Here is a 13,427-nt window from a genome sequence, read left to right as displayed (position 1 = left end):
GCCTAAAATTCCAGTAAGCTCTGCGGTCGGCCGTTCGCCGAGGGTAAACAATAACAGGGTCAGGACGTACAGGAATGAGTGGGGACTCCCGCGGCTATGCGCTCGATATTTCGGAGCACCTTTTCCACTTGACCACAGAAAGTCTGCGCCTGCGCTCCAATGAAACGAAGCGATATCAGACGCTTGCTAGCCTGGTTAACGCTCGGGCCGCTTACAGTTGTAAAATGAAAGAGCATGATCCCGAGACGATACGTGATCACCTCGTCACGATACCGACGAAGGGCGATATCCGGATTTACCTCAGTATCTCGCGCTCCAGCGCCGATTCACTTGTGGAAGCAAAGAAACGCCTCGGAGATCAGATCGGGTCAAACCTGACCGTCGGAGACGCTCTGTCTATACTTCTTTTTGACTACGTCGTCGAACAGAAGGCGACGCGGATACTTGAACGGCTCGGTCTCGACGAGCCGAAGGGAAAATGCGTCGAGTCGAATGCGATCGAGTCGCAAGACGAAAATGTACTTCGTCTCAAGTAGTTACCGGTTCATCGTGGCGCAATCTTCGTCGCTAGACGGGGTTGCCATGGCTGTGCTCGTATGTTTTGCTGCTTGAGCCGAGCAAAAAACAGGGGGCCCGACAATGTCATCCCTTGCCAGGATAGAGGCAACCGAAGCACCCGCTTTAGCGGCTAAAGATGAGCAACGGGATTACATTCCAATGATCCTTCAGGCGATGGCCGAGAAGGACACGGGTCAGCGCAAGCTTGCCCTGAAAACGGGCATCAGCAAGACCCGCCTCGCCCTTATCCTGCATCACGATCCAGCCAAGCGCGCCCTCATGACGCTGGTCGAATTCCAGACGGTCCTGCACGCGCTGGACATAAACATTATCCAAGCCATCATTCGCGTAGAGACGTTTCGCGACCAGACGCTCCTGCGCGACCAACGCTACGCCACGCTGATTGCCATGCTAAGCGAAGTGTTCAAAGGCCTGCCCTCGATGCTGATCGCAGCCCTGGAAGAAATCGAAGGGATGGATGGCTCCGAAGTCCGAAAAGAATGGGCAGGGCCACTGCAAACAGCGGTGGTCCAAAGGTTGGTCAAAGAAGTAAGTTCCGTCCTCGCCCGCAGAGCCAGTCTTTCAGAAATAGCCAGTCTCACAATATGACAACGAAGCCCGTCCGGGCTTTTTTTATCACGGTTTCCTGAGGACACGGACGCTCTTGATCTGATTGCGCGTGATCTCAGAAGGTCGACACGGTGGCAGAGCGCCCGAGCCGCGCGCGCTGGACAGAAGGCACCGGCGATGACCCGGTCTCAACCGTGGCCATCCTCGAGAGTCCGCTCAGTCGAGACCAGTTCAGGAGAATATCTTCGACATAGGCCTGGGTCTCGGCGATCCGCGGCACCACGCCATTGCGTACCCTGCCTGGTCCCGCGTTGTAGGCCGCGAGCGCCAAGTGGTATTGACCGAACCGATCAAGCTGCTCGCGGAGATACCTGGCCCCGCCTCGCAAATTATCCTCGACATTGTAGCGATTTACGCCAAGGCCCGCTGCCGTGTCCGGCATGAGTTGCGTCAAGCCGAAGGCGTTCTTGGGGGAGTAGACTCCAGATTGATAGCGGCTCTCGCGGATGATCATCGCATCGAACAGGCCGACCGGGATGCCGTACTGGCAGGCGATGTTGCTCATCATCGAATAGTAACTCTGCCGTCGATATTCGGCGTCGCCTGTAAGGAAGCCGCTGGGCCGATAGCCGGCCGCAGCGCAGCCACCAGGCACATAACGGTTCACTGCGGCCGCAAACACGGCCCCTCCCCTCATCCATGCCGGAATCGGCATCGACGATACCGAAGGGACCGTATAGCCTGCGACGGGCGCTGCGCCGAGCTGGGCGACCCCGACATGCGCGAACGGATCCTCGTCGTCGACGGTCGCCTGCGCCGCTGAAGGAGTTGGAGAGGCGAAGCTGTTGGCCATCTGAAATTCGACCCACCGCCGGCTGAGATCATGCACCCGAAATTCGGCCCCCGCGTCGACTGAAGGCTTGGCGTTCTCCCCTATTCCAGCGCCCGGCGCTCGCGGCGCTTCGGCCGATGCCGGCGCTGGCGTGGCGCCCGTCATCGAGATCAACTGCACGGTGCGAACGGCTTTTCGACCTTGAGGCGCCGCCTGCAGCATCGACGCGCTGCCCATCAAGATTGCTATCCCAACCAGAAGATAAGACCTCATTTTCGGCCTCCTGAACCACTATTTCGAAAGTGGAGATCAAACAAAACGAGGTTGTCAATCCCGCTAGCGTGAGTGAGAATTGCCCTATCCCCCTTCCGAAAGGGTCGTTCATGTGGCTGATCGATCGCTTTAGCGACGGGCGCGGTGCGCGCCGAATCCCCCTGCCCGACCCTGTCAGGTCGGCTCTAGTCCGTTGGTACGTCGGCGAGGGCTCCCGAGGGGACGAGGAAGCCGGTATCACGTTGGTCCAGCAAGCCCGGATCGGCGGTAAGTGGATCGCGTGTGACTGCCTCGACGACGACACGCCGCCACCCATCCTGACGCCTGCCTTTCTTTCCGAGGCAGAGACCTACTATCTGCGCCGCCTCACCAGCGTGAAACGCCCCGAACATCAACCCGATTGCCCATTCTTCCGCGATCAGATGACGAACCGCATCACCGAGGTCCGTAGCCGCCAGACGCCGGCGGATCCTCCCATAGGCTATTTCGAGGTGTTGCGGCCCGCTCCCGAGAAGCTGGCGCAGCGACCGGAGGAAGACACGAGCGACGATCGGACCCGGCACGCCTCGGTCCCCCGCCTCGCACGGCTGCTATGGCGACTATTGGATGTCTCGGGCCTCAACCTCTGCCCGCCGCTGTCGCATGACCTGGCCGACCATTCGATCAGCGATGAGTTCAAGGCGCTCACCGCCGCTGCGAGCAAGATCGAGATCGCGCCTGGCATTGAACTCGGCCGAGCGCTGTGGACCCACGCCAAGGCGCTTCACAGCAACCGGGTTTATGCCGGACTTCGCGAATTGTCTCGAAACTGGCCCCGAGGCCATGCACCCCAAGCGTTCCTAACCCTCTTCTCGCCATCGTTCAAAGGCTCGCTCGTCCACCTTTCGGGGTGCGAACCCGTCGTGATCGCCAATCGGGTTCAATCTCCCTCTGTGCGGGGAAATCCGATCAAGGGCCCCTATCTCGTCATCGTCGTCGCCGGCGAGTATCCCGAAGCGCACGGCTACGCACCCTTGCGGGCCTATGCCCAGCCCATCTATTCGGGAAGGCGGTTCATTCCTGTCGATTCAGAGTTTGAGCGGACCGTTCTGCGCGAGTTGCTGAAGGCGCGGCGCTATTTCGATCGAGATGGGATCGACATCGCGATCGAGAAGCCCGTTTTTGACACACTGACGCCGATCGGCGCCTGCAGGCCGGATTTCCTCCTCGAGGCTCGCTCACGCTCCACGGGCGAGATCCGGCAATTCATCGTGGAAGCAATGGGCTTCGAGGATGAGGACTATAAGGCATCAAAGGCCGTCACGCATCCACGCATGGCGCAGATCGCCCCGATGGTCAGCATCTCGGCCGCAGACGTCCGCGAGGGCCATGTCCAGCGCATTCTGGCTGGCGCGCTCTCCGCTTGATCCGCTATAGCGAGGCGGCGACCATCAACTCCATGACATCGAGGCGGCGAAAGCGCCCACGATGCCGAGCGTGATGGGGGTCGATATGAAATAGAGCTTCTGCCACCGCCACCAGGTCTTTGGCAGAAAGAGAGCTGCGGAGCGGAAAGAATCGATATTTGTCCACGCTCGCTCGCGATAGACTTCGATACAGGTAGTTGCGACCGACAGCACAACCGCGATGCCGCAACACAGGCCTGCGGCGACGTACAGAGCGATCCAGTTCGCGATCTCGACCTGTGTCAGATGCGCCATGATGATGTCATCGCCCTTCCAACTACTCGCCTCAGATTTGCGCCCAGCATGTGGCGGTTCCGCCTGACATCTCTGCCCCGCCCTCTACCCGATCATGGTGAAGAAAGACTTAACCGCCGTCGTACAGGCAATATCCCCAACCTGGATGTTTTGCCTCACCGTCAAACGGCAACACACCATCGCATAATCGCCGAGAAATCAAGTGTCGGGGAACTACATATTGCGTTGCACAACGTGAATGAGGCTAGGTGAACCGGAATTTGGCTCCGGGCTCACCGACTTCCAGGCGGACGACAGAGCTATGCTGGTGACGGTCCTCGTTATTGTCTATCAGGGCGTCGAGACGATTACAGTCCACGATGCCGAGCCCGCCGCATGGACCGCGCTTATGAAGTTCGTGGACGGCGGGTGGCACCAACGGTTCCGCGATGAGCCCTACCCTCTCGAAGAGCAACAACGCGTCAAGATGTTCTTCGCCGACGAGGGCGATCTTTTCATCCTCGCCGAGGCTGACCTCACGGAGCTGGCGGATCGCATCGACGAGTTGAACGCCGATGACTGTGGGGTGCTGCCCATCCCCTGAACGATCATGATCGTTTTCCAGTTTTCGATTTCGCTTTCGATCTGCTGGCATTACCCTGCTTGCAGGGAGCGACCCGTGCATGTTTGAGTGCCTGATCCTGGGAGACAGCACTGGCGTCGGCACGGCGCAAGCGATCAACGCGCGCTACGCCCAGCAATGCGATGTGCAGGCCGCCGAACGCGCCACAGCTGGTGAGATTCTCGCGTGGCGGCACCCTGCGAAGAAATATGGCACGTCAATCCTTGCGATCGGCTCCAATGATGACGCGGGCCCGAGATTGGCTGATCGATTACTGAGAATTCGGGCCAGCATCACGACACGCCGGGTCATCTGGCTTCTCCCCTACGCGCGGCCGCAAGCTTATACCGTCAGCTCTGTCGCCGCGACATTCGGCGACGAAACCCTCGATCTGATGCGCTTTCTCTCAAAAGACAACGTTCATCCTCTCAGCTACGGCGACGTCGCGCTCCGTCTGCTGCGCTAAGGCCGATCAAAAATGTCCGCGCTATCGCGTGTCGGAAAGCCGCCGTCGTCGCTGACAACGGATAGGCGAGTCTTCCGCATCTCTCGAGTATGATTTCAGACAGCCGCCCATGCGCTTTCATTCAGTCGGCCATAAAGGGCCGCCGGCTGATCTTCCAAGCCCACTACGCGCGTGCCCGAATGTCCTTGAGCAAGAGAAACAGATGATAGGGATCGCTGGGCGAAGCGATGAAATCATAGCGTTCGTAGAAAGCGCGGGCTTCATCATCCTTCGCGTGCGCCGCCAGCGCGCGAATGCCGGCAATTTCGGCCGCCTGCAGCGTCCGGAGCATCGCATCCTTGAGAAGACCCGAGCCGAGGCCCTGGCGCTGCCAGTCGATCGAGACGCCCAGACGCGCGAGGATCATGAGCGGAATGGGATGGCGCGCCATCCCCTTGGTCAAGCGCTCGGGTGCGCCCGCATAGTCAACGTCGCCGACGACGAGCGTGTAGAAGCCAACCAGAGCGTCATCGGCCAGCGCCACATAGGATTGCGATGCACCAGCCTGCTGGCTGGTCCAGGCGAAGCGATGCAGAAAGCGGTTGAGCGCCTCTCTGCCGCAATCGAACCCCTCCAGCGGATGGTCTCGCGCCAGTTTCTCGATCCGCAATGGTGCCGTCACAAGAGGCGGATCATGCCGACCGGCTTTGCTCGAACACGCTCGGCTTCGACAGCAGCTCATCAAGCTTCGGCGTCGCGCGCGGCGGTGCATCGAGCGCCGCCAAAAAGGCTTGCCACTGTTCGGTGTCAAGGCCGAAGTGCCGCCGATCCGGTAGGGTTTCCTCAGCGCGCGCGAGTGCGCTTTCCAGCACGAATTCGCTGACCGAACGATGTGCCGCAAGCGCGGCCTGCTGCAAGGTGCGCTTGGCGGCCGACGTCAGGCGAAGGTCCAGCTTTTCGGTACGTGACGCTGCAACACCCATGGTTACGACTCCTTTGCGGATCGGCATATAGCCTATTTGTCCGACATTGTCATGACAAAAGCTGCCCACACTTCGTCGCCGCTCGGCTATGTGTGCCTATCCGTCACTTTCGGCCAGGGCTGAAATTCGCGCCGCCATCCGTGCACTCGCCCCGCTCTTCGCCGCGAGCTTGGCGCCGTAGCGCATCACCGTCTTGAGCCAGCGACCGCGCTCGGCTTCGCTCATCTCGCCCAACAGCTTCTTGTCGAACGCGGCGCGGATCAGCCGCTTGTAGATCAGCGTAATGCTGTTGGGATGCAAAGGCCCCTGCACTACCCTCCGTACCGACCCGTCAAAATGCGTCTCGACCCGGCGAAACAGCGAGATCAGGCTAAATCCGGCATAACCCGCCGCATGAAGGCATCGAACAGCGGAACGGTGAATGCGGTGTCGCCATGTGACGGGCTGAACAACATACCCTTGGCGATCAAGCTGTTGCGCGTCGGCGCGACGCTGGTCACCTTGACACGCATGGCGTCGGCGATGTCGCCCGACCTGTGGGGGCCGGGTCCCAGCTCTGCCATGGCGCGCAGATACTGTTTCTCCTTCGGGGTAAGCCGGTCGAAGCGAACGCGAAAGAAGCTGGCGTCGAGGTCTGCGAGAGCGATCGCGCGCGCGGTTGTCACATCGGCCACGCCGATCGGGGACGCATCGGCCACATCCCAGCTATGCTTGCCCCATTCCTGCAGGAAATAGGGATAGCCCTCGGTGTCGGCGATGATCGCCGCAATCGCGCCCTCGTCAATCGCCTCGCCTTCGCGCTCAATAGGTAGCCGCAGCGCGTCGGTGGCGGCCGGCGCGTCAAGCGCTCCGATCGGCACGAACTCAAACAGGCGTTCGGCGTAGGATTTGGCATTGCCCATCTGCCCGAGCAGCTGCGGCAGTCCGGCGGCGATCATGGTGATCGGCAATTGGCGTTGACTCGCCCGGTGGAGAGCCGAGATCAGCGCCGCAAGCTGCAGCTCGGGCACATATTGCAGCTCGTCAATGGCGAGCACAACCGCGGTCTCCCGCTCCCTTGCCGCTTCGCCGACCGCGACCAACAGATCGGCAAGATCCGCATCGAGATCGCCCGAGTCCGCCAAACCGGGCTCAGGCTCGAAATCAAGCGCCACCTCAAGATCGTCGTAGCGCAATTTAAGCTTGGCGAAGCCCGCAAGGGCCTTCAGCGCACGTGTGACTCCCGCTGTCGCGCGCTTGATCCGGTCGAGGCGCAGCAGGCTGGCGCGCAACGCGGGCACGAGGATGCCTGGCAGGGAACGGTTCTCGGGAGCCTCGATCGACACCACGACCATGCCTTCGTCCTCGGCGGCGTTCCACATGGTCGCCAGCAACACGGTCTTGCCGACGCCGCGCAATCCGTAGAGGATAACGCTGCGTGCCGCGCGGCCGCCACGAACGCGCGCCAGCGCTACGGCGGCTCGCTCCAGCAAATCGTCGCGTCCCGCAAGCTCGGGCGGCGGCGTGCCAGCTCCGGGAGCAAAGGGGTTGCGACGGCGATCCATAGCGATCTTATAGCGGTTTATCGAAATCCTGTAAATCGTGGTCAGATCGCTATGCTCTGCCTCGCCGCGCGATCACTCATCCCGCAATCGCGCCGCCATTCGCGCGCCCGCCCCACTCTTGGCGGCGAGCTTCGCGCCATAGCGCATCACCGTCTTGGGATCGCGCCAGCGATAGGCTTGCATGATCGCGGGCAGGCTCTCGCCGGCCGCGAAATTATCCTGGGCGACCCCGACCCGGATCGAATGGCTCGACACCGCCTTGAGCCAGCGGTCGCGCTCGGCCTCGCTCATCTCGCCCAGCAGCTTCTTGTCGAACGCGGCGCGGATCAGCCGCTTGTAGATCAGCGTGATGCTGTTGGGGTGCAAAGCCCCCTGCCCCACCGACCGCACCGACCCGTCGAAATGCGTCTCCACGCGGCGGAACAGCGGTCCCTTGTCGATAGGACCGGCTTCGCGCCAGCGGGCGATCGCGCGCATCGTCCCCGGCGACAGATAGGCGACCGCCCCCGCACGCTCGCGGTCGGTCTTGCTTGTCGGAATGAACAGCGTCCCCGCCCCCTCGCCGTCAGGCCCCTCGATCGCGTCGACCGCGATTCCGACCAGCTCCGAGCGCCGGCAGCCGCTGTCATAGGCGACCCGCAGCAGCGCCGCGTCGCGCAACCCCAACAGGTCGCGGCGGCAGGCCTTGAGCAGATGCGCGAGGCAGACGCCGCTCGCCGGGCTGTCGAGGTCGGCGATGTCGCCCTTGAAGCGCAGCGCGCGCGCCTGGCGCTGGCGCGTGCCAAGCGTCTTGCGCGCCGCCTTCACCTCGAACCGCACCAGCGGCGCGGCGGTCGGATCGTCGAGCCCGGCCATGCGGTAGGCCCAGCCGACATGGACGAGGTAGCGCGCGATCGTCGCGGCCGCGCGCGGCTTTTGGTCGGAAGGGTCGGTACCGGCCAGCGCCCGGACCCAGGCCGCAACCAGTTCGGGCGTGGCGCTGGCGGCCGCGACGCGCCGTTTGCGGCACCATGCGCCCCAGAGCGTCAGGTCGGAGCGGAACGCCCGGCGCGTATTGGCCGACCACCCCCGTATCGCCGCGTCGAGCAGCGCGGTGTCGATCGGGGTAGCCGCACCGACGAGCGCGCGCACCTCGTCGACGAGCGTGATGCTGCCCTCGTCACGCCGGGGCAGCAGCGCGGTGCCGGGGCTGGCGGTCATGCGCTGAGGCCGCGCGATGGCACCCCTCATAGCCGCGGCCGCAATCCCTCGAAATGGTCGGCATAGGCTTTGAGGTCGGCGGCCGACGCGCCCTTCTTGCGCCCCCGCGCTAGGTCGCGCGCGATCAGCGCCTCGTAGACGGCAAGGGGTGCGGGTTCCTTCGGCCAGAAGGTGAACCCGAAGACCTCGCGGCGGTGAACCCGGCGCTTCAGATCCGGCCAATAGACCTCATGCCAATAGCGCAAGCCGTGCGTCTTGCCCCGCGCGGCAAGCCAGGCGGCGATGGCGGGCGGCGGTTTCGGGAGACTGTCCGGATTGCCCTCGGGATCGCGCAGGGTGACGGTGGCAACGAGCGCCAGCGACACCGCCAGCACCGCCAAGCCGAGCCCCAGCGGAAAGACCCGAACGAAATCGTCGACGATCGTGTGCGGCAGCTGCGGGTCGAGCCACCGGAGCATCGGCAACCCGATCGACACCAACCCGATGACGGTCCCGACTTGGCCAAGCAGCCACATCAGGCGCGACCGGTTGCGCCGCGCGTAGCGCGCGCGCAGCAAGCGCAGGATGGCGACATCGATCGCGCACGCGCCCAGCGCCGGGTTATCCGGATCGAGATGGGCGGCCAGGTCCCGATAATAGAGGTCGGCTTCACCGGTCATCGCCACGCTCCCTTCTCGCGCACGCCGCGTGCGAGCCTCTCGCACGGCCCGGCCGCGGCACGGAACGCCGGTGCGCGGCGCCCAGGATCGCCGATCCTGCCAGCGTCTGCATCGACAGGGCCAGCTGTCAGTTTGACCAAACGGACAGACCGAAATTGCCAGGCTTTTCAATCTTCATCTATCCCAAATACCTCCGGACTCTCGCCCGTCCATCCCGTTTCTGATACAATACCGGTGGACCCGGCAACACGAGTCCCTGGCAAGATCGGGGATAGGTCATGGCCGAAACGGGCACAGCTCTTACGAGAGCGGATTCTACAGCCTGGAGCATTGCTTGCAATCGCGAGCCGGCTATTCGTGCACTCGCCAGCCTGCCCAAGATTACCCGCGCTGCGATGTTGAACGCGAGCGCGGAGCTGGGCCTGAGCAGGTCGCGCGTCTTTGAGCTTGTCGCCCGCTATCGCGCTGAGCCCGTTACCAGCTCCCTCGTCGATCGGCCCGAAGGTTTTCCCAAAGGGCGTCGCCGACTGGCGCCGGAGATCGACCAAGTGATCGCCTCCGAAATCGAACGGTTCTACTTGACGCGCCCCAAACCGACCCTCGCGAGATTGCAGCGCGACATCCGGCATGCCTGTTATGAACGCGGCCTTCGCGCGCCCACTCGCAAGACCATCGCCGCGCGCGTTGCCGCGATTGACCGAGAACGCCTCACCAGAACGCGCGAAGGCGCGAAGGCAGCGTCTGATCGATACCGACCCGTGATTCGATCTTACACTGCCGACTACCCGCTGCAGATCGTACAAATAGACCACACACCCGCCGATATCATCATCGTCGACGAGCATTTCCGCAAACCGCTTGGCCGACCAACGCTCACCCTCCAGATCGACATAGCGACCCGAGTCATTCCGGGCTTCTACATCTCGCTCGAGAAACCCTCAGCTACGTCTGTAGGCATGGCGATCCGCCATGCGGTCCTGCCAAAGGCAGCCTGGCTTCAAGAACGCGAGATCAATCTCGACTATCCCGTCTTTGGCATCCCCGAAACTCTGCATCTCGACAATGCCGCAGAGTTTAGGTCCAGGGCGCTCGAGCGTGGCTGTGAGCAGCATGGCATCGACCTCAAGCACCGCCCCCGGCGCACGCCGCACTACGGTGGCCACATCGAACGCTTGATCGGAACCGCGGTCGGCGCCGTGCATCTCCTACCGGGTACGACCTTCTCAAACATCCAGGCCAAAGGCGACTACGACGCGGAGGGCCAAGCCTGCATGACGCTGCGCGAGTTCGAGCGCTGGTTTACACTCGAGGTCGGCGTCTATCATGGCTCGATTCACAGCGAGCTTGGCGTTCCTCCGCTCACGGCCTGGGCTGACGGGCTCGGGAGCCGCGCTGACCCGCTCCGGCTCCCGGCTGATCCCGCTCGCTTCCTCTTCAACTTTCTCCCGTTCGAGATGCGGAAGGTCAGGCGTGAGGGTATCGAGCTGTTCCATGCATTTTACTGGCATGGCAGTTTGTCCGGCCTCCTCGCGAACTGCGATCACAAGCTCCCGATCAAGTATAATCCGCTCAACCTCTCGGCTGTCTACGTCGAGCTGTCCGATACCGAGCATTTGACGGTTCCGCTCCGTGATCGGCGGCGGCCTGCCATCACGAAGTTCGAGCACGACCTCGCGGTGCGAGCACTGCGCGAACGCGGGCGTCAGGCCGTCGACGAGCAATCGCTGTTTGACATGGTGAACGAGCAGCGGCGCATCGTCCTCGAAGCGGCCCACAAGACCAAGGCTGCGCGAAAATCCGCCCAGCGCATCGCCTATGCGCTGGAGGCTGGCCTCCCTCCTGCCACCGCAGTTCCTTCAATGGCTTTGCCGGTATCGTCCGAGCCGGAGGATAGCGCGCCTATCGTTCCATTCCAGATCGAGGAGCGACTATGACCGACCTCTACGATCATCTGTTTCCGGCATATCGCGAGCAGGCAGGGTTATCCGACGACGAACGCATCGACTGGCTGAGACGCGATCGATGGCTATCGCTGCCACAATCCGAAGCCGCGCTCGGCAGGCTCGAAGATCTGCTGACCTATCCCCCGCGCGGCCGCATGCCCTGCCTCCTGCTTTTCGGTTCCACTGGCATGGGCAAGAGCGAGATCCTCAATCGCTTCGCAGAGCTGCACGCAACCCGGTACGATAAGAATGCCGGCCTTACGATTATGCCGGTCGTCATGGTCCAGATGCCGCCACAGCCTACCGAGGAAGAGTTCTACACCGAGCTTATGCTGGCTATGAACTACTCCGAGTTCGACCATATCTCCCTGCGATCACTGCGCTCTCTGGCCCGTCGCACCCTCGGGGAATTCGGGACCAAGGTGCTGGTTCTGGACGAAATCGACAAGATGCTGGCGGGCTCGCCGCGCCAGCAGCGGATTTTTCTCAACACCATTCGCTTTCTGACCAACGACCTCAGAATTCCGATCGTGTGCGCGGGCACGGAAGATGCGCGTATCGCGATCCTCACCGATCCCAATCTCGCCGACCGCTTCGCCGCATTCGAGCTTTCACCCTGGCGCAACGATCACGCCCTGCGCCAGCTCATGGCGAGCTTCGCCGGTCTGCTCCCCTTGCGCCGCCCTTCCCTGCTCGATGAAGCTGAGGTCCGCCAGCGCGTCATCGCATTGAGTGAGGGCGTGACAGGCCGAATCTTCCGGTTGATGGAGGCTGTCGCGATCGCGGCGATCCGAAGCGGCCGCGAGATGATCGACGCCGACAGCTTCGATGATGAGCAGCTATTGCTCCCGCTCGTCTCGATGCAGGTCATCGCCAGTGCCAAGCGGGCATTGCGGCGCCGTGCGGCATGAAAATCCTTTCGCTGACGAACTGCTGACGTCCTGGCACGCGCGTCAGCGCCATTCCCGCCGAGGGCGAGCGCTACCGGAGCCAAAGGCTGTCCGAAATCGCAAGGGCGACTGGCGCCACCCGGATATTCGCCCGACAAGAGCCTGGCTCAATGGGACTGCCGACGACCTCAACGTGCCGGCGACGCGCTTAGTCGAACATAGTCTTGCGAAGCACTATCCCTACTTACCGGTCGATTTTCTGGCTTGGGAACACCCGCCGGGCTCAGCCGGTTCTACCGGGCTGATCCCGGTGCCGCGGCTGCACGTCAGTTGGTGCAGCCGGTGCCTCGCGGAAGATTTCGCATCCGACCGGCCAGCGCACGTCCGGCGTCAGTGGGTACTGGCCGCTGTGGGCTATTGCCATCGGCACCGCTGGCCGCTGGAGGATCGTTGTAATGGTTGCGGATCGCGGACATGGCGATTTGCGATGCCCGCGCGCGGTCCGCTGCGGATGATTTGCGATGCCTGCTGGCAACCGATGGAAAGAACCTCGGCCCCGGCCATTTATGCCGGGAAGGACGCCCTGCTCTGCTGGGATCATGTTATTGCGTTCGAGCAGCAATGCATAGGCGCGATAAAGGGTAGGACCCCCGACCAGTTCCGCTTCAACTTCACGTCGGCCGACCAACTCCTCAACGAGGTTCGAGGCATTTGCCGCCTCCTGACCAGGAAGCCGCCAAACGACGAATATTGGTGGTGCAGGACACGGAACATCCCGCTGAACGATTTCGCGTGCGACGCGATGACGCCCGGTTACATGGGCCTCCAATTCTATTCGAGCGACACTCTCAACCCGCTCGCCGCCGCATCGCCGCTCCTGCGCCGGCGCCTGCTTGCCGCCGCTTGCGGCATCATCGAGACCAATCCCGAGATAGGCGCCGCGCTTTTTGGTCCTGACGCACCGTCAGCGATCGAACGGTTCATTGCCAGAGCAGATCGTGGCGTGCTCGATCGCTTGCTGATGACAGACGGACACTGGTCTTCCGCCTTTATCTCTCAGATCAAAGCCGCACGAGAGCGAATGGCCCGCCGGTTCACGATCTCGAAGCTGGAAGCGGCGCATCGAGCGATACGCAACGTATTCGCCCATGCATCGACAAACGAACAAACCGAACCTCGCGATCTCGCTGGCCAAAGCTGATTCCATGTCGTTGGAAGCGGTTACTGAT

Annotated in this window: 15 protein-coding genes and 2 pseudogenes; 9 read left to right on the top strand and 8 right to left on the bottom strand. The window is 62.4% G+C overall.

What is annotated here, in order from left to right:
• The first annotated feature begins 74 nt into the window (after positions 1-74).
• Complete coding sequence (locus tag OVY48_RS05885; RefSeq protein WP_313922087.1) at positions 75-536, top strand: hypothetical protein; 462 nt, start codon at positions 75-77, stop codon at positions 534-536.
• A gap of 103 nt (positions 537-639) precedes the next feature.
• A complete protein-coding gene (locus OVY48_RS05880; RefSeq protein WP_313922086.1) occupies positions 640-1,167 on the top strand; it encodes an XRE family transcriptional regulator in 528 nt (175 codons plus the stop codon).
• A gap of 76 nt (positions 1,168-1,243) precedes the next feature.
• Here OVY48_RS05880 and OVY48_RS05875 read toward each other — a convergent pair whose 3' ends face one another.
• Positions 1,244-2,233 carry a lytic transglycosylase domain-containing protein gene (locus tag OVY48_RS05875; protein ID WP_313922085.1) on the bottom strand — a complete coding sequence of 330 codons (990 nt, stop codon included), beginning with the start codon at positions 2,231-2,233 and terminating at the stop codon, positions 1,244-1,246.
• A 110-nt stretch (positions 2,234-2,343) separates the two neighbouring features.
• Between OVY48_RS05875 and OVY48_RS05870 the strand changes: the two genes are divergently transcribed.
• Positions 2,344-3,639: a hypothetical protein gene (locus OVY48_RS05870; protein ID WP_313922084.1), complete on the top strand. Its 1,296-nt coding sequence runs from the start codon at positions 2,344-2,346 to the stop codon at positions 3,637-3,639.
• Positions 3,640-3,663: 24 nt separating this feature from the next.
• On the opposite strand, the gene OVY48_RS05865 is transcribed toward OVY48_RS05870, so the two are convergent.
• Complete coding sequence (locus OVY48_RS05865; protein ID WP_313922083.1) at positions 3,664-3,933, bottom strand: hypothetical protein; 270 nt, start codon at positions 3,931-3,933, stop codon at positions 3,664-3,666.
• A gap of 301 nt (positions 3,934-4,234) precedes the next feature.
• Here OVY48_RS05865 and OVY48_RS05860 point away from each other — a divergent pair, with 301 nt between their 5' ends.
• Positions 4,235-4,516 (top strand): hypothetical protein, encoded by a 282-nt coding sequence (locus tag OVY48_RS05860; RefSeq protein ID WP_313922081.1) that lies wholly within the window; start codon positions 4,235-4,237, stop codon positions 4,514-4,516.
• Between the two features lie 79 nt (positions 4,517-4,595).
• Positions 4,596-5,000 carry a hypothetical protein gene (locus OVY48_RS05855; protein ID WP_313922080.1) on the top strand — a complete coding sequence of 135 codons (405 nt, stop codon included), beginning with the start codon at positions 4,596-4,598 and terminating at the stop codon, positions 4,998-5,000.
• A gap of 163 nt (positions 5,001-5,163) precedes the next feature.
• Here OVY48_RS05855 and OVY48_RS05850 read toward each other — a convergent pair whose 3' ends face one another.
• From OVY48_RS05850 to OVY48_RS05825, 6 genes and pseudogenes are all read right to left on the bottom strand, one after another.
• A complete protein-coding gene (locus tag OVY48_RS05850; RefSeq protein WP_313922079.1) occupies positions 5,164-5,661 on the bottom strand; it encodes a GNAT family N-acetyltransferase in 498 nt (165 codons plus the stop codon).
• A gap of 10 nt (positions 5,662-5,671) precedes the next feature.
• On the bottom strand, positions 5,672-5,962 hold the full coding sequence (locus OVY48_RS05845; RefSeq protein ID WP_313922078.1) for a DUF1778 domain-containing protein: 291 nt from the start codon (positions 5,960-5,962) through the stop codon (positions 5,672-5,674).
• Between the two features lie 96 nt (positions 5,963-6,058).
• A pseudogene (locus OVY48_RS05840) lies at positions 6,059-6,322 on the bottom strand (integrase); the annotation flags it as partial.
• 5 nt (positions 6,323-6,327) lie between these two features.
• On the bottom strand, positions 6,328-7,506 hold the full coding sequence (locus OVY48_RS05835; protein ID WP_313922077.1) for an ATP-binding protein: 1,179 nt from the start codon (positions 7,504-7,506) through the stop codon (positions 6,328-6,330).
• A 72-nt stretch (positions 7,507-7,578) separates the two neighbouring features.
• Positions 7,579-8,706 carry a tyrosine-type recombinase/integrase gene (locus OVY48_RS05830; RefSeq protein WP_313922076.1) on the bottom strand — a complete coding sequence of 376 codons (1,128 nt, stop codon included), beginning with the start codon at positions 8,704-8,706 and terminating at the stop codon, positions 7,579-7,581.
• Between the two features lie 26 nt (positions 8,707-8,732).
• Positions 8,733-9,365, bottom strand: a complete 633-nt coding sequence (locus OVY48_RS05825) for a hypothetical protein (RefSeq protein WP_313922075.1) — start codon at positions 9,363-9,365, stop codon at positions 8,733-8,735.
• Positions 9,366-9,643: 278 nt separating this feature from the next.
• Between OVY48_RS05825 and OVY48_RS05820 the strand changes: the two genes are divergently transcribed.
• The 4 genes and pseudogenes from OVY48_RS05820 to OVY48_RS05810 all read left to right on the top strand — a co-directional run bounded on the left by OVY48_RS05820 (position 9,644) and on the right by OVY48_RS05810 (position 13,399).
• Entirely contained in the window at positions 9,644-11,299 is a 1,656-nt protein-coding gene (locus tag OVY48_RS05820; protein WP_046765589.1) for a Mu transposase C-terminal domain-containing protein, read from the top strand.
• A complete protein-coding gene (locus OVY48_RS05815; protein WP_016744740.1) occupies positions 11,296-12,219 on the top strand; it encodes a TniB family NTP-binding protein in 924 nt (307 codons plus the stop codon). The genes OVY48_RS05820 and OVY48_RS05815 overlap by 4 nt, the downstream gene beginning before the upstream one ends.
• Positions 12,137-12,628: pseudogene (locus OVY48_RS23850) on the top strand (TniQ family protein); the annotation flags it as partial. The gene OVY48_RS05815 and the pseudogene OVY48_RS23850, both read left to right, overlap by 83 nt.
• A gap of 57 nt (positions 12,629-12,685) precedes the next feature.
• The gene (locus OVY48_RS05810; protein ID WP_029548570.1) at positions 12,686-13,399 is read left to right on the top strand and encodes a hypothetical protein; all 714 of its coding nucleotides are present in this window, start codon (positions 12,686-12,688) and stop codon (positions 13,397-13,399) included.
• The last annotated feature ends 28 nt before the right edge of the window (positions 13,400-13,427 follow it).

The organism is Sphingobium sp. SA2, from assembly GCF_032227065.1.
Classification (GTDB): Bacteria; Pseudomonadota; Alphaproteobacteria; order Sphingomonadales; family Sphingomonadaceae; genus Sphingobium.
Note: the sequence above shows the minus strand (reverse complement) of the source record. Positions and strands in the feature narration are given on the sequence as shown.